The following is a 26,169-nucleotide window of genomic DNA, read 5'->3' on the forward strand; positions in this document are numbered from 1 at the left end:
GGCTAACCACGCCGTCCCCCATTCCTTGCGTCCGAACGAGTGACGTGCGTCGTCGGCGTGTTTTCGGACGCAGGACGATCTGCGGGCGGGCTTGATCTGACTTAGGGTCGAGGGTGTGACTGACCTGCGGACCCGGCTGCGCGCCGTACCGACTTTGACCGGGGCTCCGCCGCAGTTCGATCCGGACGGTGCGCCGGAGACCCCGCATGAGCTGTTCGTCGACTGGTTACTGACGGCGGTGGACCAGCAGACCCCGGAGCCGTTGGCCGCGACGCTGTCCACGGTCCGGGCTGACGGCCGACCGAATGCGCGAGTGCTGATCCTCAAGGACGTGACTGCGGAGGGCTGGCAGTTCGCCTCGACGTGGAGCGGCCCCAAGGGCCTCGAACTGCTCAAGACCCCGTACGCCGCTCTGACGTTCTACTGGATCCCGCTCGGCCGCCAGGTGCGTGTGCTCGGCAGGGTCGAGCCTACTGCCCCAGAGGAGTCGGCACGCGACTTCCTGGGCCGGCCGGTGTCGTCGCGCGCCATGGCGGCGGCAGCGCGCCAGAGCGACGTACTGGACGATCCTGCCGAGGTCGAGGCCGCCGTGGCGGCGCAGACCGAGCGGCTAACGGCCGACCCGGGCCTGGTCGCGGAGAACTGGACGCTGTACACGCTGCAAGCAGATGAGGTGGAGTTCTGGCAGGCGGATCCGGACCGTCGCCATCTCCGCCTGCGGTACCGCCTGACCGACACCTGGACGAAGGAGCGCTTGTGGCCCTGATCGACGTGAAGACCGCCGCGGCTCGGATGAGCTCGCTGGTGGCCGGTCTGGACGAAGCCACGGCCCGTGGCGACTCCGAGCTGCCCGGCTGGACGCGCGGCCACCTGATCACCCACGTAGCGAACTTCTCCCGAGCCTTCACCCGCCAGGTCGAGTACGCCCTGCGGGGCGAGCTCGTCGAGGTGTACGACGGCGGCCGGCCCGCTCGGGACGCGGCTATCGAGGCAGGTGCGGGCCGACCGGCCGCAGTGCTCGTCGACGACCTCAACGAGGCAGTCACCGCACTCCTGGCCGCCTGGGACCGAGTCGGGCCTGACGACTGGTCCCGGCCGATCTCGCACCGCAACAGCACCCTCGCCCACGGCATCGACGCCACCTGGCGTGAGCTGGAGATCCACACCAGCGACCTGGGGCTCGGCGCTACCCCGGACGAGTGGCCGGCGAGCTTCTGCGCGCATCTGCTCGACTTCCTCCGCCCCCGCACCCCGAACGGCGTCCACCTGGTCCTGCGACCGTCAGACAGTCCGGTCTGGGAGAACGGCACCGGTGAGGAGCACGTCCTCACCGGGACCCTCACAGCGCTCACCGCCTGGTACGCCGGTCGTCCGCCCACCACCGCGGTCGAGGGACCGATCCCGGAGCTCCTCCCCTACCCCTGACCGTTGCGCATTCCTGCACACATCTGAATGATGTAGGCATGACTGCGCAGTGGACGTTCGTACTCTGTGATGCGCTCGCGAAGGTGCACCCGGCCCGGGACCCGCGGCCGGCCGCGGCGGAGGCCCGCTTCCAGGCGTTCCTTGGGGAGCCTGCCTCCTTCCAGCTCGCCTACCGCCCGCCGGTCGACGCAGGCCCGCTCCAGGTGCGGATCGAAGGCGCGGCCGCTGATCTGATCACGGTGTCGAGTGTGGAGCTGGTGCCCTGCTCGCTGCTGGCCTTCCCCGAGCATGACGACGGCTACGAGTTCGACGAGCCGGGGCTGTATCCCGACGTACTCCGACCCATTCCGAGCGGCGAGACTCCGGTGCGGCCCGGTGACTGGGCGGCGCTGTGGTTCGACGCGACCACCACCGAGCCGGCCCGAGCCGGCAGTCACGACCTCACCGTCGTACTGAGCTCACTCGACGGCTCTGAGCTACACCGGCAGCCTGTCACCGTCGAACTCACCGGAGTTGAGCTACCGCCACTCGACATCGTCTCGAGCCACTGGATGCACCTCGACTCGCTGGCTGACCACTACGGCGTCGACGTGTTCAGCGAGGAGCACTGGACGCTAGTGGACCGCTTCATGGCGTCGGCTGCCGAGATGGGCGCGACGTCGCTGCTCACACCAACCTGGACACCACCGCTCGACACTGCGGTCGGCTCGTACCGCACCGTCGTCCAGCTCATCGACATCACGACCACCGACGACGGGTACCGCTTCGGCTTCGACAAGCTGCGTCGCTGGCTCGAGTTGTGCCGCCGCAACGGGATCACCGGCGTCGAGGTCGCGCACCTCTTCACTCAGTGGGGTGCGAAGGCGACGCCCGGAATCGTGGTGGACGGCCAGCGTGCCTTCGGGTGGGACGTCGACGCGACCGACCCGCAGTACCGGACGCTGATGGAGGCCCTGCTGCCCGCACTGCAGGCAGTGCTCGACGAAGAGTGGGACCGCGAGCACGTGGTCTTCCACATCTCCGATGAGCCGTCTGGCGAGGAAGGACTCGCCAGCTACCTCGCTGCGAAGGCTGTGGTCGCCGACCTGCTGAAGGGCTGGACGCTAGTCGACGCATTGAGCGAGCACTCGTTCTGGACGTCAGGAGCGGTCCCGCTGCCGGTAGTCGCAACCGATCACGTCGAACCGTTCCTGGCCGAGCGGCCGGAGCGCCTGTGGGTGTACTACTGCGTCAGCCAGAACAAGGACGTTGCCAACCGCTTCATCGGGATGCCCTCAGCACGCAACCGCGCGATCGGGCACCAGCTCTTCGCATCCGGCGTGGACGGCTTCCTGCACTGGGGTTTCAACTTCTGGTACACCCAGTACGCCGTCAAGCGCGTGGACCCGTTCACCGAGACTGCAGCCGGTGGCGCGTTCCCGTCCGGCGACCCGTTCATCGTCTACCCCGGCACCGACGGTACGCCGTGGCCGTCACTGCGGCACCGCGTCTTCGCCCAGGCGATGTGGGACCACCGAGCGCTCCAGGCCGTCCGCACCGCCCACGGGGCCGACGTGGCTCTCGACCTCATCGACCCCGACCGGACGCTGCGCTTCAATCGTCCCGTACTTGACCCTGACCACTACTACCAAGCACGCCACCGCATGGCCGCTCAGCTAACGGTGAAGTCGTCCACCTGAATCCACGTGTCCACGTTGGGCCCGGTGAACCCGGCGTAGACGGTCAGCTCGTGCACACCGGCCGGGACAGTGACTGTGACCTCATGGTGCACGTAGCCGGTACTTGCGCCGAATGTCACCTCGGCTAGACCTCTGACCCCAAAGCGACCAGCGCCAGCAGGCAGGTTCGCCGACGCGTTGATCCAAGAGCCGAACCGGTACGTCGTTCCGGGCGTCACCGGCACGGTTTGGTAGAGCGCACTCAACCCGGTGCAGGTGCAGCGGATCCACCCGTTGTTCGCACCGGAGTGGGCGAAGCCGAGACCACGGTCCACCCCGTTGGCCGCCGTACCCTCGAACAGCCACGCCGGCTTGCCACCGCCGGTTCCTTCGAAACCACCGTCGGCCAGCTGGGCGACGTACCGGACTGCGAGCTCGGAAACCGTTGTATAGCTGCGGGTGCCGCCTGGCAGGCCGATCACTCGCACGCCGTCGGTCTCCTGGGCTGGGAACGTCACTGTGTACGTCGTGTTGGCGCCGGCGTTGGCGTCACCCGGATAGGCCGGCGTGACTGTCTGAGAGCCCACCTCGACCCACGCGCCGTCACGCCGTACCTGAACGCGCGGTCTGCCGGTGAAGTAGCCGCCCTGCGCTGACACCGCACCAGAGGTGAACTCCACCCGGTTCACTCGCTGCTGCGAGGGCCAGGTGTAGCCCCAGAAGGATGTGCCCTTCACCTCGTCGTCGAAGTCGGACTCGCTGCCAGTCGTCGCTCCATCGTTCATCAGCGCGAGACTGCCGGACTGTATCGACTTGGAGATCGGCACTGCGCCCACTGCGAGGTTGGCCGGGCCTGGCAGGTTGTCAGCCGGCTTTCCGTCAGCGGGGGTCAGCACCAGCTTGCGCAGGTTGAAGTTGTAGACCGACGTCCCGATTCCGCCACCACCACATGGGCAGACGTTCGCCTGCAGGTACATGGTCTTCCCGTCCGGCTGCACGAACTTGGAGGGGATCGTGACGCCGTACCCGCCGTACTTCGTGGTGGACCACGGGTACCCGCCGAAGTCCTTGCTGAGGAAGTGCTTCCACGGTCCCCACGGTGTCGGCGCGTCGTAGAACTCGAAGGTGTACTCCGTCCACGACGTGTAGACATAGCGCTTCTGCTGGGCCAGGTAGGTCACACCGCCCTGGCTGATCACAGTGAGGTTGGAGGCGTTCGTCCCGTACGTCTGGGCGTACAGCCGGCGCTGGTCCGTCAGTACCGGCTTGCGATCCTTCACACGGGCTGACCAGCCGCTGCCGGTGTAGAACTTCCACGCACCGCGGTCCTGCACCTTCCCACGAGGAACTCTGGCCAGGAACACACTCTGCGGATCCGCGACCGTGTCGTCGAAGGAGTCCCGCCAGTTGCCGTCGAGCCCGTACGCGTAGACATAGCCGTCCGGCGCCAAGGCGCCGCCGCGACCGAAGTCCGCGAACCAGATCGTGGTGAAGACGTGGTCGGCGAACATCGGCTTGCGCTTGTCCCACGTCCACGTCTTCCCATGATCCGTGGACTTCAGGATCGTCGCCGCCGGTACGTCGTTGAAGTCGAGCGCGAGGTCCTGGACCGCCAGGTAGATCGTGTCCCCGACACAGACCATGCCCGTCGGCTTGCGGTTGTACCCGGCACCACTCCAGACCGGACCGATCCCCTTCGCAATTGTTGCCCCAGACAACTTCCCCGGTACGCCGTTGATCTCGCTGACCGCGATGTCGGAGAACTCCTGGTCGAGACTGAACCCCTTGCCGTCGCCGTTCGCGGCGTACAGCTTGTCGTTGCCGGCCCAGCACGACGGCCAGAGGTCGCCGTCGCTCGGGCTCGGGATGCCCTTCGACTCGACCTGCACGGTGGCGATCGGTGGGATGGCCGGCGTGGCCGGCGGACCACCCCAGCCGACCACGGACGCCGTACCGAAGACCAACGGCAGGACGGCCAGGAATGCGCCACGTTTCATGTCCCGTCCTTCACTTGAGGCCGGTCGTCTTCATCGCGTCAACCAGGCGGCGCTGACCCGCGACGAAGACCACGACCGTCGGTACGGCGGCGATCACGGCGGCCGCGAGGATGAGGTTCCAGGCGGAGGCGTACTGCCCCTGCATGCCGGAGACGCCGAGCTGGATCACGCGCAGGTCCGGGTTCCGGGTGATGGTGAGCGGCCAGAGGAAGGCGTTCCAGTTGGCCAGGAAGAACAGCACCGACAGCGAGGCGAGGACCGGACGGCTGAGCGGGAGGATGACGCTCCAGTACCGCCGCCAGTAGCCGCAGCCGTCGAGGTCGGCGGCCTCCTCCAGCTCGCGCGGGATGTTGAGGTAGTACTGGCGGAGCAGAAAGATGCCGAAGGCATGGAAGATGCTCGGCACGATCAGCCCGGCGTAGCTGTCCAGCAGGCCGAGCTGCTTGGCGACCAGGAACAGCGGCACCAGGATGACCGGCAGCGAGACGAGCAGCGTCGACATGATGCCGGAGAAGACGATCCCGCGGCCGGGGAAGCGCAGCCGGGCCAATGCGTAGGCCGCCATCGAGTGGAAGAACAGCGCGACCACGGTCACGGTGATCGAGACGATGGCCGAGTTCAGCATGAACCGCGGCATCGGGATCTTCAGCAGCACGTACTGCAGGTTGTCGAGTGTCCAGGTCGACGGCCAGCCGAAGTTGAAGACGTCCTCGGCCGGCTTGAGAGCACTGATCACAATCCAGAGCAGTGGTAACACCGCGATGATCGCCAACACATGGGCGACGATCGGCAGGACTCTAATCCTCATCGAACCGGCCTCCTCGGGTGACGCCGAACATCAGGCCGGTGCAGACCACCAGGATCGCGACGACCACGGTGGTCAGCGCAGCGGCGTACCCCATGTTGTTGAAGGTGAACGCCTGCTCGTAGATGTAGAGCACGACTGTGCTGGTCGCGCGGGCCGGGCCGCCCTTGGTGAGCACGAACACCAGGTCGAAGGCCTGCAGACCGGTGACCGCGCCGATCGTCGAGTTCACCACCACGAAGAAGCTGGTCGGACGGAGCAGCGGCCAGATCACATATCGGAAGCGTTGCCACGAGCCGGCACCGTCGATCGCGGCCGCATCTTCCAGCTCGCGCGGTATGTCCTTGAGCCCGGCAAGGAAGACCAGCATCTGATACCCCATCAGGAACCAGACGCTGATCACCACATAGGTGCCGAGGGCAAGGGATGGCGTACCGAGGAAGGAGACGTCGCCGAGGCCGAGTGGAGCCAGCAGCTTGGACAGCGCACCGCGTTTGTCGACGAGCAGGAACTGCCAGATCAGGCCGACGACCACCAGGCTGACCACGTTCGGCAGGAAGAACGCCGCGCGGACCCAGCCGATGCCCTTGAAGTGATTGCGGACCAGCATGGCCAGCGCGAAGCTGACCACGAACGCGATCGGCACGAACGTGATCACGTAGATCCCGGTCACCTTGAGCGACGCGAACAGCTGGTCGTCTCCGGCCATCAGCTTGTAGTTCGCCAGGCCGACGTACTGGTAGTTGCCGAAGCCGTCGACCTTGAAGAACGCGACGCCGAACGCGAGCACCATCGGGAGCGCGACGAAGATCAGCAGACCGAGGGTGTCCGGCGCGAGGAACGCCCAGGCTGCGAGGGCCTCGCGCCGCTTCCTCGACATACCGGGTTTGTGTCTCGTCGTCGTCCGCACGGAATGCTTCACAGGTGGAGCTGTCGTGGTCACCATCAGCTGATCGGCGCACCCTGGTAGGTCTTCAGGAAGGTGTCGATCCGCGCTGCCGCGTCGGCTGCCGCCTTGGCTGGGTCAGAAGCATTCAGCTGACAGGCCTGGATGGCGTCGGCGATCGGCTGGTAGACCTCCGGTGGGAAGCGCGGCTCGGGCTTGCCGGTCGGCGCGATCTCACTGACGAACTTCTTCAGCGCACCGTCAGCGAACGCACCCTTGGCATCTGCCGCAGCCTGGACAGACTTTCGCGGTGGCACATTCGTTTTCACCACGGTGTTCCATTGCCGCTGCCGCTCGACGCCGGCCGCGTCGGTCGAGCCGAGCGCCCAGGCGATGAACTTGGCCGCCGCCTCGGGGTTCTTGCCCTTCGAGTTGGCCACGAACGCCCAACCGCCGAGGTCCGTGGCCGCCTTCCCACCAGTCGGTGTCGGAAGCGGAATCACGCCGTACTTGAAGTTCTTGGCCTTGCCACGCATGTCGGCGACGGCCCAGATACCGCTCTGCTGCATGGCGGCCGCGCCCGAGCCGAGGTTCGAGACCACGTCACCGCCGCCGTCGCCGAGAGCCTTGCGTGGGGCGACTTTGTTCTGGATGCTGTCCTGCCAGAACTTGAGGGCCTGGACGGCGGCCGGCGAATCGAAGGCGACCTTGCCGTCCTTGATCGGGGCGCCGTCACCCTGCCAGAGGAACGGGTACCAGGTGAAGTTCTGGTAGTAGCCCGGCAGCGTCTCGAACATCACGCCGTACCGGTCCTTGCCGGTGAGCTTCTCGGCGACGGCGAGCGTCTGGTCCCAGGTCTTCGGCAGGTCGGCCTCGGACAGACCGGCCTTCTCGAACGCCGTTTCGCTGTAGTACATGGCGAGTGGCTCGATCTCCATCGGCAGTCCGTAGACCTTGCCGTCGACGCTGCGCGCCTCGAGCAACCCCGGCAGGTAGTCGGCCTTGGACTCGGCCGACAGCGCGGAGCCGAGATCCTGCAGCACGTTGCCGTTGTAGTAGCGCAGGAAATCGCCCGGGCTGATCAGGAAGATGTCCGGGCCCTGCCCCGACTGGAACGCGGTCTGCAGCGTGGTCCCGTTCAGGTAGTCCTTGCCGGGGATGTAGCGCAGCTTGACCTTCACCTCGTTGTTCTTGTTCCACTCGTCGACGACGGAGACGAACCACTTGCTCTGCGGACCCTGGTCGTCGGACGGGCCGTAGAAGTTCCAGAACGACATCTCCTTGCCACTGCCGCCGGAGGAACCGCCACAGGCAGACAGCAGCGGTACGGCGGCCGCGCTCGCGGCGAAGGCGCCGAGCAGGGTACGGCGGCTGAGCTGTGCGGGGGAAGGTGTTGCAGCCATCAGATGCTCCAGGGGTGGTCTGGCCGACTGGTCTACCCGGATTGCGCTGTCGGGCTTGTCAGGGCAATCGATTTCTCGCAATCTACGATCGAGGCTGGGGACGGTCAAGAGCGGAGCCGGTCTCGATGTGATCAAATCCGCCGGTTTACGCCTGCAGGCAAGGGTTTCGACCAGGATTCAGCCGTTGACACTGTTCGGACGCACTGCCTACTCTGCGTCTACTTCGTGGAAATCGATTTCTCTCGTTTGTGAGGTCCGAATGCCAGTAGTGCCCAACCGCGAGGCCGCCCACGAGGTGTCCAGGGACCTGGTCGCCCGCGGGCTGCACGCGGCCCGGGTCGCGATCGAGACCGAGGCCGCGGCCGTGTCGGCGCTGGCCGACCGCCTCGACGGCGTCTTCCTCGACGTCCTGATCGCGGTCGCCGCGTGCGAAGGGCATCTGGTGGTAACCGGGCTCGGCAAGTCCGGGCTGGTCGGCCGGAAGATCGCGGCCACACTGGCGAGCACCGGCACACCTGCGACCTTCATTCACTCCGGTGACGCGTTGCACGGTGACTCCGGCGCGGTCACCTCACGGGACCTCGTCCTGGCGTTGTCGGCGTCCGGTGAGACGGCCGAGGTCTGCGCCTTTGCACGGATGCTGCGGGACCGCGACATCCCGGTGATCGCGATGACCGGGAACGAGGAGTCGACGCTGGCCCGGTTGGCGACGTACACGCTGGACACGATGGTGTTGCGCGAGGCGGATCCGCTGAACCTGGCGCCGACCGCGTCCACGACGGCATCGCTCGCGATGGGTGATGCGCTCGCGTGTGCGCTCGTCGTACTGCGGGAATTCAGTCATCACGACTTCGCGCAGTTCCATCCGTCCGGTGCCCTGGGCAAGCGTCTGGCCGGGGAGGACGCATGAGGTACGACGTCTGCGTGCTCGGGTCGTTCATGAAGGACCTCGTCGCGAGCGCAGAGCGGCGGCCGCTGGCCGGGGAGACACTGCACGGGACCGGGTTCGCGGAGTTTCTCGGCGGGAAGGGCGTGAACCAGGCGATCGCGGCCGCGCGGATGGGCGCGCGGACGGCGATCGTCGGGACCATCGGCAGCGACCGGTACGGCGAGGAGTTCGTCGAACTGCTCGAGTCCGACGGCGTCGACACCTCATGGGTGGTCCGGCATCCATCTCTTGGAACCGGAGTCGGGTTGCCACTGGTGCTGCCGGATGGCGGAAACTCGATCATCATCGTGTCGCGCGCCAACGCGGCGATCACGTCCGCGGATGTGGAAGCGGCTGCTGATGTGTTGACCGCCAGCCGGGTACTCAGTGTTCAACTGGAGTTGCCGGTTGCGGCCAGTCAGACGGCGTTGCGGATCGCGGCAGCAGCCGGGGTGACGACGATTCTCACGCCGGCGCCGGTGGGACCGATCAATCCGGGGCTGGCGGCGGACGTCGACATCCTGGTACCGAACGAGGTCGAGGCCGCGGCGCTGACCGGGCTGGACTGCGACGACGAGACCCAGGTACCGGTCATTGCCCGGAAGCTCGCGGATGAATGGGACCTGCAGGGCTGCGTCGTAACGCTCGGAGCGCGGGGAGCGTTCGTCGTCGACCGCTCCTCCGGTGCCGAGGTCTGGATCGAACCGCACCTCGTCGCAACCGTCGACACGGTCGGTGCCGGGGACGCCTTCTGCGGTTCACTCGCCGCCTCACTGGCATCCGGAGCGGACCTGGTCGCCGCCGTACGGTTGGCCAACGCCGCCGGCGCTCTGTCCACCACCGTGAACGGTGCCGCGGCCTCGGCACCCGTTCGTGAGGCTGCCCTCGCGCTGCTGGACCCCGGCTTGTCATGAGATCGTTTGCGCTGGATCGGGGTTAGAGTGCGATCCAGACGGACAATCGATCTCCAGCAGGGGGCGGGTATGACGACGATCTACGACGTCGCGCGTAGATCCGGGGTGTCCCCCGCGACGGTCTCCCGCGTGCTCAGCGGCCGGCGCAACGTCGACCCCGAGCTGTCCGAGAAGGTCCGCGCCGCGGTCGCCGAGCTCGGCTACCGCCCGAACGGCGTCGCCCGGAACCTGCGCAAGTCCCGGACCAACCTGTGGGCCGTGGTCATCTCCGACATCGAGAACCCGTTCTTCACCTCACTGGTCCGCGGACTCGAGGACGTCGCGCAGACCGAGGGCTACCACGTGGTCCTCTGCAACTCCGACGAGGATCCGGCCAAGGAGGCGGCGTACGCGTCCGCCGTACTGACCGAACAGATGGCCGGGGTCGTGATCTCACCGACCGCCACCGCCGAGGGCGTCCACCAGCTCGCCGACGCCAAGACCCCGATGGTCCTCATCGACCGCCGCGTCGAGGGCGTCGAGGCCGACACCGTCCTGGTCGACAACGAGCACGGCGCCCACGAAGGCGTCAAACACCTCATCGACGGCGGCTACCGGCGGATCGCCTGCATCACCGGCCCCCGCAAGGTCAGCACCGCCATGGACCGCCTGGCCGGCTACCGCTCCGCCCTCAAGGCCGCCGGCATCCGCTACGACAAGGACCTGGTCCGGTACGCCGACTTCCGCGAAGCCGGCGGCTACGCGGCGATGGAAAGCCTCCTCGCCCTCCCCGAACCCCCCGAAGCCCTCTTCGCCACCAACAACCTGATGACCGTCGGCGCCCTCGAGTACCTAGCCCAAAAAGGCCTCCGGGCCCCCCACGACATCGCCGTCGTCGGCTTCGACGACATCCCCTGGGCCGACCTGGTAGTCCCCAGCCTCACGACAGTCGCCCAGCCCACCTACGAACTAGGCCGAACCGCCGGTTCCCTCCTCAAGGACCGCATCGCCTCCCCCGGCCGCCCACCCTCCACCGTCACCCTCCGCACCGAACTCCACATCCGAGCCACCTCAGCCCCCAAGTAAGCCACCGCGCGCCGCGGTCCAGCGAACACCACGCTAACGTCCGAACGATCGGAGGGCCCGCCTCCGGTTCTTCGGACGTTAGCGACGCTGGTCGCGGTCGGGTGCTCCGCGCGGCGCGGTCAGGGCTGGGTCGGGAGGGTGAGGATTTCGGGGGCGGTTTCGGTGATGGCGATGGTGTGTTCGGTGTGGGCGGTGCGGGCGCCGGTGGCGCTGCGGAGGGTCCAGCCGTCGGGGTCGGTGACTAGGTCGGCGGTGTCTTGCATGACCCAGGGTTCGAGGGCGAGGAGGAGGCCGGGGCGGAGTTTGTAGCCGCGGCCGGGGCGGCCGGTGTTGGCTACGTGGGGGTCCTGGTGCATGGTCGAGCCGATGCCGTGGCCGCCGAAGTCGGTGTTGACGGGATAGCCGGCGGCGGTGAGGACGGTGCCGATGGCGTGGGAGATGTCGCCGATGCGGGCGCCGGGGGTGGCGGCGGCGATGCCGGCGGCCAGGGCGCGTTCGGTGGCGTCGATGAGGGCGAGGCTTTCGGGCGGTTGGGTGTCGCCGACGATGAAGCTGATGGCGGCGTCGGCGGCCACACCGCCGAGGAGTACGGCGAGGTCGAGGGTGAGGAGATCGCCGTCCGCGAGGGTGTAGTTGGCGGGCTTGCCATGCAGTACGGCGTCATTGACCGCCGTACAGATGTAGTGGCCGAAGGGGCCGCGGCCGAAGGATGCCTCGTAGTCGACGTAGCAGGACTGGGCACCGGCGTCGGCGATCATTGCCTTGGTCCACTGGTCGATGTCGAGCAGGTTGGTGCCGACCGCGGTCCGGCCCTTCAGGGTCTGCAGGATGGTGCCGACCAGGGCGCCGGTCTTGCGCGCCTTGGCTACTTCGGTGGGGCTGAGGATCTCGATCATGCGGGCGTCCTTCTCGTCACGACGACACGTACCAATAACTATCCCGGTCAAACTATACCGGTACTATTATCAGATCATGGTCAGGTTGCCGCTCACCCCCACCGAGATCGAGCGCGGTCAGCGTCTCGGCGCCCTGCTGCGCCGGGCCCGAGGTGATCGTTCCATCCTCGACACCGCCCTCGACGCCGGCGTCTCCCCCGAGACGCTGCGCAAGATCGAGTCCGGCCGCGTCGCCACCCCGGCCTTCCCCACCATCGCCGCGATCGCCGACGTCCTCGGCCTGTCCCTCGACGAGGTCTGGACCGAGATCAACCCACCCGCCGAGCCCACCCCCCGCCGTACCCGCGAGCGCCTCGCCTCTTGATCCCGTCCTGGGTGACGGCTTGGTGTGGGCGTGAGTTGGGCGCTCGACCGGTCGAGGCGTTATTGGACGCGTCGGCGATGAGCGAGGTGTGGGGGGTGCGGTTGGAGGACGGGCGCGAGGTGGTGGTGAAGGCGCGGCCGGATGGTGGTGGGCGGGTGGGGACTTGTCTGGCGGTGCAGCGGGCTGTTTTCGAGGCTGGCTTGCCTTGTGCTCGGCCGTTGACCGGGGTGAGTTGGGTGAGCGACTCGGCGGTGCACGCCGAGGAGTGGCGACCTGGCGGTGAGGTTGCTGCAGGCAACGATGCCGGTACGGCGGAACGCTCGGCGCGACTGTTTGCCGCGGTCATGGAGGTGACTGGGCGGTTGTCGTTCACGCCGCCGCTACCTAATCCGGAGTGGGTGCGCTGGGATCACGATGGTCCGGGCGAGTGGCCGCCGAATCCGTTGCACGATGCGCGCCCCGGAGCGGATTCGCTGCCGGCGGATCTGGTCGCGATCGCGGCCAAAACCCGAAGCCGACTGATCAGAGCCGCCTCGATGCGACACGTCCTCGGTCACGCGGACTGGGAGGCGCAGAACCTCCGGTGGCACGACACCACGCCGTACCAGATCCACGACTGGGACAGCATCGCATGGCTGCCCGAAGCCGCACTGGTTGGTGCGGCGGCGGGAGCCTTTGCCAGTAACGAGATTCCCACGCTTGCGCCGCTCGCCAGTTCGCAAACTTTCCTCGACGCGTACCAGCAGGAACGACGCTTCACCGCCGACGAGGTGGAGGTCGCCTGGGCGGCCAGTCTGTGGCCGGCCCTCCACAACGCCCGCGCCGAAATCCTCTGGAACCAACCACCCGTCGCCCTCACCGCCCTTCGCACTCAGGCCGAGGCGCGTCTGCACGCCGCAGGTGTACCGACGAACGGGTAGTGGTCGCCTGCGGCCGACGTCCGCAGGCGGGGCGCCGGTGCGGAGGTTGGTGCTGGGCGGACCACTACCCGTCGTTCGGTACGCAACTCAGTGGAGGAGTTCCACCTGGGTGAGCGTGGCGGGGGTGGTGAGGGTCAGGCGGTAGTGCTGGTGGGCGGCCGGGGTGGGGATTTGGAACGGCCGGACCTGGTGGCGCCAGGGGAACGTCTGGTCGGTGCGCTCGTCGAGGAGCGACCAGGTGACGCCGTCGGATGACCCTTCCAAACGCCAGCCGGAGGGGTCGGCGCCCGGGCCGGCAGCGGAGGTGAGGGTGTAGAAGGCGGCCGTGGCCGGCGACGGCAGCGACCACTCGACGACGGAGTCGACCGCGACCTCAGTGGCGGAGGTGTTGTCGAAGAGCGGGTTGGCGACGTCGAGCGGGATCAGGTCGACCAGCGGAGCAGGCGTTTCCGTGGAGAGCGACGGCGGGGACTCGAGCGTGCCCCAGTCGGAGGGCTCCGGACCCAGCACGAACTCGACCTGTGAGGCCCCCTGCAGCGCAGCGTCGGTGATCGATGCCACCGACAACGGTTTGCCGTCGACGCGGAGCTCCTGGACGTACGGGTTCTCCACCCCCGAGGCCGTGATCAGCAACGGCGTACCGCCAAGCGGCGTCACCGTCACCCGCGGGAACAACGGCGACCCGATCGCATACTCAGGCGCACCAACGCGCAACGGATAAAGGCCGAGTGCGGCGAAGAGGTACCACGCCGACATCTCCCCGTTGTCCTCGTCGCCCGGATAGCCCTGGCCGATCTGCTCTCCGACGTACAGGCGGTCGAGGACCTCGCGGGCGATCGCTTGGGTCTTGTGCGGAGCGCCGGCGTAGTTGTACATCCACGCGATGTGATGCGCGGGCTGGTTACTGAAGCCGAACTGTCCCATCCGGACGGCCTGTGCCTCGAGCATCTCGTGGATGACGATGTCGTAGGTGCCCTTCTTCGTGGCCAGTTCAGGCGTCGCGAAGAACTCGTCGAGCTTCGCCTCGAGCCCACCCGGACCGCCGTACAAGCCGGCCAGCCCGCGGGGGTCGTGGGCGACGTGGAAAGCGAAGTTCCAGCCGTCGGTCTCGGTGAAGTCGCCGCCCCACTCACACGGGTCGAACTCCGCCGGCGTCCGGGCAAACTCCCCATCGGCCCGTCGCCCCTGGAAAAAGTTGATCGCCGGGTCGAAGAGCAGCACGTAGTTCTGCGACCGCCGGTACAGGTACGCCGCTTCCTCCCGCAGCTGCTCACCGCGCTCCGGGAAGACCTCCGCCAACCGCGAAGCCATCGCGGCGAGCCCGAAGTCGTTCAGGTACGCCTCCAACGACCAGGAAACACTCTCCTCGGTGTCGTTGCTGACATACCCGTTGAAGAACCCGGTGGTGGCACCCTTGCGCCCGACCTCGGTTGCTTCCGGTACGACGGACGCGTTGCGCAGGCCGGCGTCGTACGTCGCGAGCGGGTCCGGCAACTCGACCCCGCGCAGATACGCATCCGCGAACGAGACGTCGGACGACGTACCGGTCATGCAGTCCGCGTACCCCGGCGAGGACCAGCGCGCGATCCATCCACCGTCGCGGTACTGCTGCACGAATCCGTCCACCAGCTCAGCGGCCAGTGTCGGGTACAGGAACGCATACGCGGGCCAGGCGGTCCGGTACGTGTCCCAGAAGCCGCTGTTCACATACATCTTGCCCGTCTTCACTACGGCCTTGCCGTCAACGGGCGGAATAACCGGACTGGCATACCTGTACGACGGTTCGGCCGCGGTGCCCGTGTTCTCGTACTGCGAGTTCGGGTAGAGGTTGAGCCGGTAGAGGTTGCCGTAGACCGTGCGCAACTGTGGTTCGGTCGCGCCCTCGGGACGAATCACCGCGAGCCGCTCGTTCCAGATCTCATTGGCAGCCTGCTGAATCTCGTCGAACGACCGGCCTTCGAGCTCCAACGCGAGATTGTGCTGGGCCTGTTCCACACTGATGAACGACGTCGCGATCCGGAACGTGACCTCATCCGTGGTGAAGGTCGCCGCTCGCGCATTCGCCCGGCCGCCATCCGCAGGACCGAACGACGCCAACGAGGAGAACTCTCCGTAGCAGAACATCCGGGTTCGCCCGGTCTCCGCGCCGTTCTCGACCCAGCCGGTCAGCGCGCCGTCGTCGTACGCGAAAGCACCGTTCTCGTCGATGGTGTCGAAGATCAGATGCCGTCCGGCCGCGTCCGCGGGGAACGTGAACCGGAAGATCGCGCCGTGATCCGTCGGCGCCAGCTCGGCGGACAGCCCGTTCGTGAAGCGGACCGAGTACAGGTCCGGCCGCGCGATCTCGTCGTCGTGGCTGAACGCCGCCGCCCGCGCGACCGGATCACCCAACGGCGAAGCAGCAGCCACCGGCATGACCGTCAGCTGATCGCGGTCGCCCATCCACGGGCTCGGCTGGTGCGAGAACGTCAGGCCCTGCAGCTCGGTCAGGTTGTCGGCATTGTTCAGCCGGTGGTACTCGTACGGCCACCGGTACGTCGACGCATCCGTGACCGGCGTGATGAAGTTGAACCCGTTCGGCCAGGCCGTGATCGGCAAGGTGTTCCCACGCGAGAACCCGAAGCTCGCGTTGGTCCCCCGGCGCGTGTCCACATACGCGGCGAGATCCGACCCGTCGAGCCGCGGTGGCGCCGGCCCGATCTCCACGTCATCGATCCACCCCACGAACGACGTACCGGAGGCCGGCGCATCCACGGTCAGGACGACGTCCGCAACCGTCTTGCCGGCCGCAACGGCCAGATCCACCTGTACGTCGTTCCACTGGTCGGCGTAGAGAACCTTGGCGACGCCCTGTCCAAAAGCGTGGAAGGCGTTCCCGTACTGGTCGGTCGCCCCCAGCTCGGACAGCCGCGTCCCGTCGGCGAAGATCAGGTCGACGGCCACGTAGGTGGCGTCGTACTCGAGCCGGTCGTCCAGCTCCGGATAGACCTTGTAGCGCAACCGTTCACCCCGCTGGATCACCCCCGCGGTCACGTTCAGCGACGCCTCTTGCCGCCCACCGGTCGTCCCGGCGTACCGCACCGCGTCCACACTGCTGAAGCCCGCCTGCGGGCTGGTCGGGCCGCCAGGCCCTCCACCGGTCTCAAGGATCACGGCCGCAATGTTAGAACATTTCAGTGCGGTGGGTCAGGGGGCAGATTTCCATCCCGAATCCAGGCCACATAGTCGCGAGCACTCTCCGCATCCGTCCGCAGCTGCAGACCGGCTTCCAGTGCGCGCCCGTTGTCCAGCCGGAAGAGCCCGTCATCCTCCAGGTGGAACCGATCCACCGCCGGTTCCCAGTCCACCGGTAAAGCACCCGGTACGACGGACCGCCAGGCCGCGGCCACTTCCGCCATCGTCCGCGACGTCCCGACCACGTTGTACGGCCCGGACAAGTCCCGGAGCAGGAACTCGGCGAGATCCCGCGCATCGACGTACTGCACCGGCTGCGATGGCCGCGCCGCGCACTCCATCTGGGTGCCGTGGGCAAGCGCCGTACCCCAGTTCCCGAAGTCCGGGTTGTAAGGCCCGACCACGAACCCCGACCGCACAAACGCGGCTCGCGAACCGAAAGTGGCCGCCAGCAACGATTCGCAGTGCACCTTCGACGGCCCGTACAGATCCATCGTGAACTCGTTGTCCGGGGCACCGACCGGCCACGGCACCAGCGGCCCGAACTCGTCCTGCCCCGGCGTCGCCCTGTCCGCGTACACCGCGATCGAGGACATGAACGTGTACTGCCCCACCCGATCCCGCAGCAGCTCCGCACTCAACCGAACATCGCGCACCAGGAACCCTGACATGTCGATGACGCGATCCCACGACCCCACGGACAGCGCCGACGGATCCGCGCGATCCCCGATCACGTGCTGCACCGAAGGAAACAGCCCGCGATTCGTCAGACCGCGATTGAACAACATCACCTCATGATCCGCCCGCAACGCTGCTTCCACGACGTGCCGGCCAAGGTTCTTCGTCCCACCGAGCACCAGCAGCTTCACGACAACTGCTCCACGAGATCCGCGAGTTCGGCCAGCAGCGGATCGATCCAGCCGGCGGATTCGGGAATGGTGTGCTGACCTTCCTCGACCACGAAGGTGAGGGCGAGCAGGCAGAGGCAGGCGCCACCGACGAGCAGTTGCCGGTCCACGACGAACGGATCGGCCGCCGCCGCTTCGACGTACCGGGCGACGATCGGGCCGCGATCGTGGCCGAGGGCAACGGCATCACGGATCAGCGTGTACAGATCGGACAGGTGCGGTGCGGTGTAGGCGAGCGGCCAGTCAACCGCGGTCCAGCGGCGGCCGTCCGTGACCAGGTTCTTCGGGACGAAGTCGCCGTGCACGACGCCCAACGGTTCCTCCTGCTGGAGCCGGGTCAACGCCTCCACCAGCGGTGACACGTCGAAGGCGATCCGCCCGATCCGATCGGCCAGCTCCTTCACGCGCGCCGGCGGAAAATCGCTCGGCCCGTCCACAACCGCCGTACGGATCGAGGCCAGTAGTCCGGCTGCGGCCACGAACCCGTCGGCGGTCGGCTCCTGCTCGAGGGTCACCCGCCCCACATCCTCGAGCACGATCACCCCGTCGGCGGCGTACAAGAGTTCTGGCGCGGGCAGGCCGAGCGGCACCACGAAGCGCTGATACGACGAAGCTTCGCCGGACTGGGCGTCCGTTCCGCGCTTCACGATGACGCTGCGCAGTCCGTACGACAATCGCCAGACCTCGGAGGACGCCCACTGCCGGAGCAACTCACCGTGCAAGGCGTCGAGCGACGGCGCCTGCGTGACATCGAGAACAGCGAGGGGAAGCCAGGCAGGAAGCACCCGACGAGTAGATCACGGCTCGTCAGGCGCTTCCCAACCGTTTAGCTCCGACCGCCGGGACGGAAGGACTGGAAGAGCGCGGGCACCACGTCGGTCATGGCTTGTTCGGTGCAGATCCCCGCGAGCTGCATCCAGACGGCGAGCTGGCGGACCTCGTAGCTGCGTTGGTAGATGTCGGCCATCACCTCGGCCGGGGCCTCCTCCTCGAGCGCGCGCAGCAGGTCGGGCCGCGACAATCCGCCGAGCGCATAGCCGAGGTAGCGCCGCAGCCATGGGTGCAGGTCCTCGATCCATTTCAGATCGGGCAGCGTGCAACCCGCTGCCGGACCCGGTGACACCGGCAGGCCCGCGTCGGTGATCCGGCGCAGCGCGTGGGGATCCGCCGTACCGGAAAGGTGGATCCGGGCAACCTTCTCGTGCAGGATCTCGGGCGCCCGGTTGTAGGCGACCGCCACCGAACAGGCCGACCCGAAGGACAGCACGTGGACCGGTTCCGGGCTGTCCGCGAGAGCGTGCAGGAGCACTTGGATCCCCCGCTGCTGAGCGGGTGGGGCGTCGTACATGCTGTCGTTCGGGTCGTGCATCCCGGCGGACGGGCTGCGAGCGAACGGGACGTCGCGGCCGAAGATCGCGTTCAGCTGGATCATCGCGATCACGCCGGCATCGCGCGCGCCGGGCCGGTGCTCCGTGGACCGGTCCAGGATCACCGCGCGCAGGTCGAGCTCGGGCAGGCCGTAGGGCAGGATCAGGTCGAGGGCACCGCCGGGATGCTCCGGCGGGTCGTACAGGTCAGTGATGCTGATGACGGGGACGGTCATCTTCAGCCTCGCATTTCAGTGGGCTACTGTCTGAAAAGACGTCGCTACGCTCCGGAAAGTTGCTCAACTCAGCGGAGCAGTCGTCTGCCAGAGGGGGTGCGGACGCTGGTGATCGTGCTCTCGACCGTCCAGCCCACGCCGGGAGTGCCGTCTCCCCGCCCTCACACCAACCCTTCGAGCACCCCCGAAAGGCCCTCGGCGGATCCGGTACCGGGCGTCTGGCAGGGTGGGGGTATGACGAACGTGAACCACGCGTGGGGCTTTGGGCTGGCGACTGTTACCGCCGGTGGATCGGTGCTGGATGTCTGGTACCCGGCGCCGGAGTTGGGGGAGCGGCCCGAGGGGGTCAAGGCGCCGGCTGAGCTGGTGGCGGCTGAGGGACATGACGAGCTGCGAGCGGTACGGCGTGAGGTCGTGAGCACGCAGATCGTGCTGGACGAGGCGCCGGTGGGGACTGCCGATGCCTATCTGCGGCTGCACCTGTTGTCGCACCGGCTGGTGAAGCCGCATGGCGTGAATCTGGACGGGATCTTCGGCGCGCTGCCGAACAACGCGTGGACGTCGTTCGGGCCGGTGCCGGTCGAGGAGATCGAGCACGTGCGGCTGCGGGCCCGCGCCGCTGGTCACTACCTGAGCGTGACGAGTGTGGACAAGTTCCCGCGGATGACGGACTACGTCGTACCGAGTGGGGTGCGGATCGGGGACGCGGACCGGGTTCGGCTGGGTGCGCACCTGGCCGAGGGCACGACCGTGATGCACGAGGGGTTCGTGAACTTCAACGCCGGAACCCTCGGTACGTCGATGGTCGAGGGCCGGATCGTCGCCGGCGTCGTGGTCGACGACGGGAGTGACATCGGGGCGGGCGCCTCGATCATGGGCACGTTGTCGGGTGGCGGCAAGCAGGTCATCTCGATCGGCAAGCGCTGCCTGCTCGGCGCGAACGGCGGGACCGGGATCTCGCTCGGCGACGACTGCGTGGTCGAGGCCGGGCTGTACGTGACGGCCGGCACCAAGGTCACGCTGCCGGACGGCACCGTGGTCAAGGCGCGCGACCTGTCCGGTCAGCCGGGGCTGCTGTTCATCCGCAACTCGGTCACCGGTGCCGTCGAGGCGCGGCCGCGCAAGGGCGAGGGCATCACGCTCAACGAGGCCCTGCACGCGAACGCGTGATCATCGGTACTGCACGCGAACGCGTGATCATCGGTACTGCACGCGAACGCGTGATCGTTGACACCTTGGCGCACGCGCCAACCGCTTCGCGAGTTCAAGCGTCAACCACATCGTGACCAACAGTCAGGAACCAGGCCGTCGCTCCCACACGTTGGGAGCGGTATGCCGATGAAGCGGGGCGTGCTGATCGCCTTGGGGTCCGTGGGGGCGCTCAGCCTGGTCATCGGCGGAGCTGTGGCCTGGATCGGTGGGAAGAGCCTCGGGCCGCTGCTGCCTCCGCCGGAGCAGTGCACTGCCACGCTCAACGGCGGCACGGTCGAGCTCGACCTGGAGCAGGCCGAGTCGGCCGCGATCATCGCGGGAGTCGCCGTACGGCGTGGGCTCCCGGGCCGGGCGGCGACGATCGCGCTAGCGACGGCGTACCAGGAATCGGGTCTGCGCAACCTCGCGCATGGCGACCGGGACTCGCTGGGCCTGTTCCAGCAGCGCCCGTCGCAGGGCTGGGGGACGGCGAAGCAGGTGCAGGACCCGCATTACGCCGCCGGCAAGTTCTACGACGCGCTGGTGAAGATCAAGAACTACCAGAAGCTCGCGGTCACCGTCGCGGCCGACCGGGTCCAGCGCAGCGCCTTCCCCGAGGCGTACGCCGACCACGAGGCCGACGCGCGGATCCTCGCATCCGCGCTCACCGGCAACTCGAAGGCCGTCTTCAGCTGCACGGTCAACCCGGACGACGTACCGGCTCAGACGGTCGGCAAGAACGGGCTGACGCCGCGAGCAGACGCCGTACGGCGGGATCTCCTGACCACCTTCGGAAAGCTTTCCACCGGTGGTTACGCACCCGAGGGGGTGACGACCGGACACATGGAGGGATCGGCGCACTACGAGGGCCGGGCCGTGGATGTGTTCGTCCGGCCGATCTCGGCCGCGAACACCACCAAGGGCTGGGCAATGGCGCAGTACCTGGTCGCCCGGGCCAAGATGCTGAACATCCAGACGATCATCTTCAGCGACAAGATCTGGACGGCCGGCGGGCGCTCGGACAGCGGGTGGCGCGACTACACCCCACCGGAGCGCAGCGGTGACCCGAAGATCCTGCGCCATCTGGACCACGTGCACGTCGATGTTCTCGAGCAGTGATCTGAAGACTTTCTGAAGGTTGTCGATCACCCTGAGTACATGACCAATCAGGGGGTGCACCACCGGCCGAACGTCTTGTTCAACCTGGCCGGCCTCGTGCTGATCGTGGTGGGCCTCGGCCTGCTCCTGTACGGCGTCGTGATGGCGTTCGCCGCCATCTCCGGCGTCGGTCCCAACTCCTCGACCGACGACCTGGTCCCGATCGTGGACAGGTTCCTGATGGCCGTCTGGGGCGGCCTGATCTTCACCTTCGGCCGCTACCTGTGGCGCGGCGCCCGCCGGCGTGGGTTCCGGGACCGCTTCGGGCGGCTGCTGATCATCGCCGGCTACGGCCTGATCGGGATCGCCCTGACCGTGGGCTTCCACTCGGCGATCGAGATGTGGTCGTCCGGCGGCAGCGAGGACGCGATCAAGGAGATCATGATCCGCACCGTGCTGATCTTCGCCGTCCTCGGGTTCCCCGGTGCCGGGCTGTGTGCCATCGGCTTCCGCCTGGCCCGCGAGCAGGCGCTGGCCCAGGTGGAGACCAAGGCGGAGTTCTGAGTCAGGGTGGGGTGCGCTCGGCACCCCACCCTGTCAGCACTCAGTGCTCTTCGTGCACCTGCAGCGGCAGGGCGGCGATGAACTGGTGGTCCTTGTCGATCTTGCCCATCTTGGACGCGCCACCCGGCGAGCCCAGGTCGGTGAAGAAGTCGACGTTCGCGGTGTAGTAGTCCTTCCACTGCTCCGGGGTGTCGTCCTCGTAGTAGATCGCCTCGACCGGACACACCGGCTCGCACGCTCCGCAGTCCACGCATTCGTCCGGGTGGATGTAGAGCATCCGATTGCCCTCGTAGATGCAGTCGACGGGGCACTCCTCGACGCACGCGAGGTCCTTCAGGTCAACACACGGCTGCGCGATGACGTAGGTCACTGCTACTCCTCCTATGGCAGGCAAGCGCAGCGGCGGTCCTCTGGGTTGCTGCGATGCGGTGGTGCAAGAGTCTCTAGTATCACGGTAATACGCTGCCCACTCTGCCAGGAGTCCGGATCGTGTCAGGCCTTGATACCCGTGATATCGGACACCGTGTGGTCGTCCGGCATCGAATTAAGGGTGGCCTAACCGACGTCATCGGCGTCCTCGAGGACCGCCGGCCGGACCATCTCGTGGTCCGGCACGCCGACAGCAGCACGCACCGGATCGAGCTGACGGCGATCACCGCGGCCAAGCCGATCCCCGAGATGCCGCTCAGACCGGTCGACGTCGAACAGCTCTTCCTGACCGCGGCACTCGGTCGCCCGGCGGCCGAAACGTCGTACCTGGGCGAGTGGTTGCTGCGGGCGTCCGGCGGCTGGACCGGCCGCGGCAACTCGCTGCTCCCGACCGGCAACCCGGGCATGTCGATCCCGGAGGCGCTCAAGCAGGCTGAGGCCTGGTACGTCGAGCGCGGGCTCCCGCCGCAGGCCCATGTCCGCCTCGGCAGCCCGGCCGCGACCGACCTGGAGGAGCTTGGCTGGACCGACGCCCACCCCGGCCGCTCGGATGTCCTCGTCATGCACACGACGCTCGACCACGTGAACGGACTCCCGCCGTACGAGGTCCAGCTCGTGGAGCGTCCCGACCAGAGCTGGTACGGCGTTGCCTTCGACGGACCGGTTCCCGCGCCGGCGCCAGTTGTGCTGGAAGGCGCTCCCAAGGCCGTTTTCGCCTCGATCACGGTCGACGGTCAACTCGTGGCGGTCGGACGAGGGTCGATGACCGGTCATTGGCTCGGCATCGACGCTGTCCGCGTCGTACCGGCTTATCGGGGTCGCGGGCTCGCGGGAGCCGTCGTACAGGCTCTGGCGCGCTGGGCAGGGCCTCAGGGCGGCCGCCGGACCTATCTGGAGGTCCTCGAGAGCAATGAGCCGGCCGTGACGGCCTATCGGCGGCTCGGGTACGTCGAGGCGTATCGCTACCGGTATCTGGTCAGTCCGTCCCAGTAGGCTCTGGGGGTATGGCGGATGACGCGGTGGAGCGGCCGGAGTACCCCGGGGATTTCGAAGGCACGGTGCACGTGGAGTACAAGCCGCACCCGGACGACGGGGTGGCTGATCCGGGTGAGGTCGTCTGGACCTGGGTCCCGTTCGAGGAGGACCACCACCGTGGCAAGGACCGGCCGGTGCTCGTCGTCGGTTCCGACGGGAAATACCTGCTGGCGCTGATCCTGACCAGCAAGGACCACGACCGCGATGCCGCCGACGAGGCGCGCTGGGGCCGGGTCTGGATGGATGTCGGCAAGGGTGCGTGGGACCGCGAGGGCCGCAACAGCGAGGTCCGGCTGGATCGCGTCCTACAGATCGACCCGGGCCAGGTGCGGCGAGAGGGTGCGGTGATCAGCGAGGACCTGTTCAACCAGGTCGCTGCCGAGCTCCACACCCTCCATCGCAGCTAGCCGGCGAGCCTCAGCTCGGCTTGCGGGGCGTCTCGGTGCCCTGCGGCTTGCCGATGCCGCCGGGCGGCGGCGTCGTGGTGCCCGGCTTCGGGCCGCAGCGGATGTCGTCGGCCGCGTTGTAGTGCGTGGTGAACTGCTCGGTCTTGACCTTGACGCCGTTCTTCGAGAAGTCCCGGAAGATCGTGATGTCGAAGCCGGCGGTCGGCGCCTGCGGACGGCAGCCGGCTTCCTGGCTGTAGACCAGGCCCGGGGCGCGGGGGTTCGACTTGCCGGAGGCGCGGGCGGTGATGTTCCAGACCTTGGTGCCCCAGATCTTCACCGTGAGCTCGCCCTGATGGCTGGAGGTCGAGGCGGTGAAGATGGTCTGGATGTAGATCCCGTGGCCGGAGTCGTTCAGGAACTTCAGGTCCACCGACGGCCACGCCACGGTGGCCTCGCGGCCGATCGGGTAGCGGCTGATGTAGACGCTGTGCGCCTTGTGCTCGACGTCCTTGAGCCCGGCGAAGAAGGCCGCGTTGAAGGTCGTCGTCGCCGACTGGGAGACGCCGCCGCCGAGGTCCAGGACGAACTTGCCGCCGCTGATGATGTTGCCCTCGGTGAAGCCGTTCTCCTTGGTCCGCTCGCCGACGATCTTGTTCAGGCTGAACGTCTCGCCCGGCTTCAGCAGCGTGCCGTTGATCTTGCGCGCCGCGGTGCCGATGTTGGTGTTGCGGTAGGCCGCGTCGGGGAAGTTGGTGGTGAACTGCCCCATCACTTCCTTGATCCCGAGGGCCTGGACCTGCTCGGTGGTGACCTTCGCCTTGGTGTTCGCCAGGCCGACCGAAGCGGTGCGCTCACCGGACGGCTTCGACAGCACCGAGATGATCGCCGGAACGACCTTGGTGCGGTCGACGACCATGCCGTCGACGGCCGGGACCACCTTCGGCTTGCCGGCGGCGATCTGGAAGGTCGCGTCCTTGGGCAGCGTCTCCAGGGTCTTGAACCGCTTCTGGAACAAGGGCTCCAGCTGCTTGCCGCTCAGCGTCGGCTTGACCTCGCCGCCGTTCACGGTGAACTTCAGCGCCGGCGCGAACTCGGACGGGCTCAGCGAGACCGACTTGTCGCCGACGGTCAGCTTGATCGGCGCGGCCACGGCCGGCTCGGCATACTCGGTGACTGCCTTGCTGATCGCGTCCGACCCCGCCTGCGGCTTGGTCACCTGGACCGGCAGGTCGGCCGCGGAGCCGCCGTACGGGTAGGCCTCGGGGATGACGTCAGCGGCCTTCGCGGTGTCGAGCTCGAGCCCTTCGGCCGGCTTGTGCGTGACCGGCTGGAGGCCGTCGAAGGTGATCGTGCCCTCGGTAGCGGGGCGGTTCACCTGCTTGGCAAGCTTGTCGATCGCGGCCTGCAGCTTCGCCTTGTCCTTGGCGACGACCGGCTCGACCGCGGAACCACCGGTCAGCGCGCGCCAGATGCGGGCGGGGGCCAGGCTGCGGCCGGCGCCGGCCTGCGCGACGGTGGCGTTGTAGTCGAGGCTCAGTCCGGCGTCCGCCGGGGTCACCGAGTACGCCGTCGCCGAGTCGCCGGCCTTGAACTTGATCGGCTGGTCCACCCGGTCCTTCAGACCGGCCTCGAGCTTGGTCTTCGCGTCACTCTCCGACAGCCCGCCGAGCGGGATGCCGAGCACGGTGGTGTCACCGGGAATCTTGGCTCCGGCGAACGCGAAGGCGGCGCCGTACCCCACGACGATCACACCCAGTCCCGCCGCGGCGATGATCCCCGCGAGCTGCTTTCTCCCCACCGGACTAAGTCCTCCTGCTCGAGCCGTGGTCAGGCTGCGTCCGCTCGGGACACAAGCGCACATCCTACGGGACGGGGCAGGCCCTCCCGACCTTCGGGGCAGGCCCCGCCTGCCTCAAAAGACCCCGGTACGACGCTCTCGCCACGCTCAGCTGCCGGGCAACTCCCGGTAGTGACTGGCGTGATGGATCAGCGGGCCCTGGCCGCCGGCCGAGCCGTGCCCCAAACTGAGCACCTCACCGACCACGATCGTGTGGTCGCCGCCGTCGTACGTGGCCCAGGTCCGGCACTCGAGCCAGGACAGCGCACCGCCGATCACCAGGCAGCCCGTCTTCGGACCGGCCTCGGTCTCGACACCGTCGAACTGGCTATACAGATCCCGCCCCGACTTGGCGAACCGGGCCGCCAGTTGCTGCTGGTCCGCGGCCAGCACAGACACTGCCCAATAACCACAGTCCAGTACGGCGTCATGCATCCGCACGCCTTTGTCCACGCAGACGAGCACGAGGGGCGGATCCAGGGACACGGAGCTGAACGCGTTCGCGGTCATCGCGTGCGCGACGCCGTCCTGCAGCGTGCTCATGATCAGGATGCCTGCCGCGAACTGGCCCACCGCCGCCCGGAACTCCCCGGGCGGTACGGTCCCACTTGGCTCGGGCGCAGACACTCCTGCAGCCTATGCCCGGCTGCTCCTCGATGCCGGGCACAGGCGTGTGGGGA

25 protein-coding genes are annotated in these 26,169 nt (G+C 67.6%); 13 read left to right on the forward strand and 12 right to left on the reverse strand.

The window, feature by feature from the left end; translation table 11 throughout:
* Window positions 1-115: 115 nt before the first annotated feature.
* Genes ACIA49_RS17835 through ACIA49_RS17845 form a run of 3 tightly spaced genes read left to right on the forward strand, consistent with a single transcriptional unit; the run spans window position 116 to window position 3,104 of the window.
* The gene (locus ACIA49_RS17835) at window positions 116-766 is read left to right on the forward strand and encodes a pyridoxal 5'-phosphate synthase (RefSeq protein ID WP_396378262.1); all 651 of its coding nucleotides are present in this window, start codon (window positions 116-118) and stop codon (window positions 764-766) included.
* Window positions 757-1,425 (forward strand): maleylpyruvate isomerase family mycothiol-dependent enzyme, encoded by a 669-nt coding sequence (locus ACIA49_RS17840; protein ID WP_396378263.1) that lies wholly within the window; start codon window positions 757-759, stop codon window positions 1,423-1,425. Before ACIA49_RS17835 ends, ACIA49_RS17840 begins: the two co-directional genes overlap by 10 nt.
* Window positions 1,426-1,463: 38 nt before the next feature.
* Window positions 1,464-3,104 carry a DUF4091 domain-containing protein gene (locus ACIA49_RS17845; RefSeq protein ID WP_396378264.1) on the forward strand — a complete coding sequence of 547 codons (1,641 nt, stop codon included), beginning with the start codon at window positions 1,464-1,466 and terminating at the stop codon, window positions 3,102-3,104.
* On the opposite strand, the gene ACIA49_RS17850 is transcribed toward ACIA49_RS17845, so the two are convergent.
* The 4 genes from ACIA49_RS17850 to ACIA49_RS17865 form a co-directional block, all read right to left on the reverse strand.
* Window positions 3,077-5,080, reverse strand: a complete 2,004-nt coding sequence (locus ACIA49_RS17850; protein WP_396378265.1) for a DUF4185 domain-containing protein — start codon at window positions 5,078-5,080, stop codon at window positions 3,077-3,079. The two genes, ACIA49_RS17845 and ACIA49_RS17850, sit on opposite strands and share 28 nt — an antisense overlap.
* 10 nt (window positions 5,081-5,090) lie before the next feature.
* Complete coding sequence (locus tag ACIA49_RS17855; RefSeq protein ID WP_396378266.1) at window positions 5,091-5,888, reverse strand: carbohydrate ABC transporter permease; 798 nt, start codon at window positions 5,886-5,888, stop codon at window positions 5,091-5,093.
* Entirely contained in the window at window positions 5,878-6,765 is an 888-nt protein-coding gene (locus tag ACIA49_RS17860; protein ID WP_396378267.1) for a carbohydrate ABC transporter permease, read from the reverse strand. Before ACIA49_RS17860 ends, ACIA49_RS17855 begins: the two co-directional genes overlap by 11 nt.
* 65 nt (window positions 6,766-6,830) lie before the next feature.
* Window positions 6,831-8,174: an ABC transporter substrate-binding protein gene (locus ACIA49_RS17865; protein ID WP_396378268.1), complete on the reverse strand. Its 1,344-nt coding sequence runs from the start codon at window positions 8,172-8,174 to the stop codon at window positions 6,831-6,833.
* A 259-nt stretch (window positions 8,175-8,433) separates the two neighbouring features.
* Between ACIA49_RS17865 and ACIA49_RS17870 the strand changes: the two genes are divergently transcribed.
* The 3 genes from ACIA49_RS17870 (at window position 8,434) to ACIA49_RS17880 (ending at window position 11,081) form a co-directional block, all read left to right on the forward strand.
* Window positions 8,434-9,084, forward strand: coding sequence for an SIS domain-containing protein (locus ACIA49_RS17870; protein ID WP_396378269.1), 651 nt, complete (start codon window positions 8,434-8,436; stop codon window positions 9,082-9,084).
* Entirely contained in the window at window positions 9,081-10,016 is a 936-nt protein-coding gene (locus tag ACIA49_RS17875; RefSeq protein WP_396378270.1) for a ribokinase, read from the forward strand. The genes ACIA49_RS17870 and ACIA49_RS17875 overlap by 4 nt, the downstream gene beginning before the upstream one ends.
* A 69-nt stretch (window positions 10,017-10,085) precedes the next feature.
* The gene (locus ACIA49_RS17880; RefSeq protein WP_396378271.1) at window positions 10,086-11,081 is read left to right on the forward strand and encodes a LacI family DNA-binding transcriptional regulator; all 996 of its coding nucleotides are present in this window, start codon (window positions 10,086-10,088) and stop codon (window positions 11,079-11,081) included.
* A 119-nt stretch (window positions 11,082-11,200) separates the two neighbouring features.
* On the opposite strand, the gene map is transcribed toward ACIA49_RS17880, so the two are convergent.
* Entirely contained in the window at window positions 11,201-11,977 is a 777-nt protein-coding gene (gene map / locus ACIA49_RS17885) for a type I methionyl aminopeptidase (protein WP_396378273.1), read from the reverse strand.
* Window positions 11,978-12,053: 76 nt separating this feature from the next.
* Here map and ACIA49_RS17890 point away from each other — a divergent pair, with 76 nt between their 5' ends.
* Window positions 12,054-12,341, forward strand: a complete 288-nt coding sequence (locus ACIA49_RS17890; protein ID WP_391546295.1) for a helix-turn-helix domain-containing protein — start codon at window positions 12,054-12,056, stop codon at window positions 12,339-12,341.
* Between the two features lie 236 nt (window positions 12,342-12,577).
* The gene (locus tag ACIA49_RS17895; protein ID WP_396378274.1) at window positions 12,578-13,261 is read left to right on the forward strand and encodes a hypothetical protein; all 684 of its coding nucleotides are present in this window, start codon (window positions 12,578-12,580) and stop codon (window positions 13,259-13,261) included.
* A gap of 87 nt (window positions 13,262-13,348) precedes the next feature.
* Here ACIA49_RS17895 and ACIA49_RS17900 read toward each other — a convergent pair whose 3' ends face one another.
* Genes ACIA49_RS17900 through ACIA49_RS17915 form a run of 4 tightly spaced genes read right to left on the reverse strand, consistent with a single transcriptional unit; the run spans window position 13,349 to window position 18,946 of the window.
* Window positions 13,349-16,414: a GH92 family glycosyl hydrolase gene (locus ACIA49_RS17900; protein ID WP_396378275.1), complete on the reverse strand. Its 3,066-nt coding sequence runs from the start codon at window positions 16,412-16,414 to the stop codon at window positions 13,349-13,351.
* 20 nt (window positions 16,415-16,434) lie between these two features.
* The gene (locus ACIA49_RS17905) at window positions 16,435-17,304 is read right to left on the reverse strand and encodes an NAD-dependent dehydratase (RefSeq protein WP_396378276.1); all 870 of its coding nucleotides are present in this window, start codon (window positions 17,302-17,304) and stop codon (window positions 16,435-16,437) included.
* Window positions 17,301-18,128, reverse strand: coding sequence for a phosphotransferase (locus ACIA49_RS17910; protein WP_396378277.1), 828 nt, complete (start codon window positions 18,126-18,128; stop codon window positions 17,301-17,303). Before ACIA49_RS17910 ends, ACIA49_RS17905 begins: the two co-directional genes overlap by 4 nt.
* Window positions 18,129-18,169: 41 nt before the next feature.
* Window positions 18,170-18,946, reverse strand: coding sequence for a hypothetical protein (locus ACIA49_RS17915; protein ID WP_396378278.1), 777 nt, complete (start codon window positions 18,944-18,946; stop codon window positions 18,170-18,172).
* Window positions 18,947-19,180: 234 nt separating this feature from the next.
* Between ACIA49_RS17915 and dapD the strand changes: the two genes are divergently transcribed.
* The 3 genes from dapD (at window position 19,181) to ACIA49_RS17930 (ending at window position 21,799) form a co-directional block, all read left to right on the forward strand.
* Entirely contained in the window at window positions 19,181-20,116 is a 936-nt protein-coding gene (gene dapD / locus ACIA49_RS17920; protein ID WP_396378279.1) for a 2,3,4,5-tetrahydropyridine-2,6-dicarboxylate N-succinyltransferase, read from the forward strand.
* Between the two features lie 162 nt (window positions 20,117-20,278).
* Window positions 20,279-21,256, forward strand: coding sequence for a hypothetical protein (locus ACIA49_RS17925; RefSeq protein ID WP_396378280.1), 978 nt, complete (start codon window positions 20,279-20,281; stop codon window positions 21,254-21,256).
* A gap of 39 nt (window positions 21,257-21,295) precedes the next feature.
* Entirely contained in the window at window positions 21,296-21,799 is a 504-nt protein-coding gene (locus ACIA49_RS17930) for a hypothetical protein (RefSeq protein ID WP_396378281.1), read from the forward strand.
* 40 nt (window positions 21,800-21,839) lie between these two features.
* Here the strand turns inward: ACIA49_RS17930 and fdxA are convergent, their stop codons facing one another.
* A complete protein-coding gene (gene fdxA / locus ACIA49_RS17935) occupies window positions 21,840-22,169 on the reverse strand; it encodes a ferredoxin (RefSeq protein WP_396378282.1) in 330 nt (109 codons plus the stop codon).
* Window positions 22,170-22,288: 119 nt separating this feature from the next.
* Here fdxA and ACIA49_RS17940 point away from each other — a divergent pair, with 119 nt between their 5' ends.
* Together ACIA49_RS17940 and ACIA49_RS17945 are read left to right on the forward strand one after the other, a co-directional pair.
* Window positions 22,289-23,221, forward strand: coding sequence for a GNAT family N-acetyltransferase (locus ACIA49_RS17940; RefSeq protein WP_396378283.1), 933 nt, complete (start codon window positions 22,289-22,291; stop codon window positions 23,219-23,221).
* A gap of 11 nt (window positions 23,222-23,232) precedes the next feature.
* Window positions 23,233-23,670 carry a type II toxin-antitoxin system PemK/MazF family toxin gene (locus ACIA49_RS17945; protein ID WP_396378284.1) on the forward strand — a complete coding sequence of 146 codons (438 nt, stop codon included), beginning with the start codon at window positions 23,233-23,235 and terminating at the stop codon, window positions 23,668-23,670.
* A 10-nt stretch (window positions 23,671-23,680) separates the two neighbouring features.
* On the opposite strand, the gene ACIA49_RS17950 is transcribed toward ACIA49_RS17945, so the two are convergent.
* Window positions 23,681-25,450, reverse strand: a complete 1,770-nt coding sequence (locus tag ACIA49_RS17950) for a VanW family protein (RefSeq protein WP_396378285.1) — start codon at window positions 25,448-25,450, stop codon at window positions 23,681-23,683.
* A 147-nt stretch (window positions 25,451-25,597) separates the two neighbouring features.
* Window positions 25,598-26,116, reverse strand: a complete 519-nt coding sequence (locus ACIA49_RS17955; protein WP_396378286.1) for a flavin reductase family protein — start codon at window positions 26,114-26,116, stop codon at window positions 25,598-25,600.
* Between the last annotated feature and the right edge of the window lie 53 nt (window positions 26,117-26,169).

The sequence above is a fragment of the Kribbella sp. NPDC051587 genome (genome assembly GCF_044453945.1).
In the GTDB taxonomy this organism is placed as follows: Bacteria; Actinomycetota; Actinomycetes; order Propionibacteriales; family Kribbellaceae; genus Kribbella.

Coding starts and splice junctions, on each gene's coding strand:
- ACIA49_RS17930 (WP_396378281.1), top strand. CDS start 21,296: ATGACCAATCAGGGGGTGCACCACCGGCCGAACGTCTTGTTCAACCTG.
- ACIA49_RS17875 (WP_396378270.1), top strand. CDS start 9,081: ATGAGGTACGACGTCTGCGTGCTCGGGTCGTTCATGAAGGACCTCGTC.
- ACIA49_RS17850 (WP_396378265.1), bottom strand. CDS start 5,080: ATGAAACGTGGCGCATTCCTGGCCGTCCTGCCGTTGGTCTTCGGTACG.
- ACIA49_RS17870 (WP_396378269.1), top strand. CDS start 8,434: ATGCCAGTAGTGCCCAACCGCGAGGCCGCCCACGAGGTGTCCAGGGAC.
- ACIA49_RS17845 (WP_396378264.1), top strand. CDS start 1,464: ATGACTGCGCAGTGGACGTTCGTACTCTGTGATGCGCTCGCGAAGGTG.
- map (WP_396378273.1), bottom strand. CDS start 11,977: ATGATCGAGATCCTCAGCCCCACCGAAGTAGCCAAGGCGCGCAAGACC.
- ACIA49_RS17945 (WP_396378284.1), top strand. CDS start 23,233: ATGGCGGATGACGCGGTGGAGCGGCCGGAGTACCCCGGGGATTTCGAA.
- ACIA49_RS17880 (WP_396378271.1), top strand. CDS start 10,086: ATGACGACGATCTACGACGTCGCGCGTAGATCCGGGGTGTCCCCCGCG.
- ACIA49_RS17865 (WP_396378268.1), bottom strand. CDS start 8,174: ATGGCTGCAACACCTTCCCCCGCACAGCTCAGCCGCCGTACCCTGCTC.
- ACIA49_RS17855 (WP_396378266.1), bottom strand. CDS start 5,888: ATGAGGATTAGAGTCCTGCCGATCGTCGCCCATGTGTTGGCGATCATC.
- ACIA49_RS17860 (WP_396378267.1), bottom strand. CDS start 6,765: ATGTCGAGGAAGCGGCGCGAGGCCCTCGCAGCCTGGGCGTTCCTCGCG.
- ACIA49_RS17890 (WP_391546295.1), top strand. CDS start 12,054: ATGGTCAGGTTGCCGCTCACCCCCACCGAGATCGAGCGCGGTCAGCGT.
- dapD (WP_396378279.1), top strand. CDS start 19,181: ATGACGAACGTGAACCACGCGTGGGGCTTTGGGCTGGCGACTGTTACC.
- ACIA49_RS17915 (WP_396378278.1), bottom strand. CDS start 18,946: ATGACCGTCCCCGTCATCAGCATCACTGACCTGTACGACCCGCCGGAG.
- ACIA49_RS17925 (WP_396378280.1), top strand. CDS start 20,279: ATGCCGATGAAGCGGGGCGTGCTGATCGCCTTGGGGTCCGTGGGGGCG.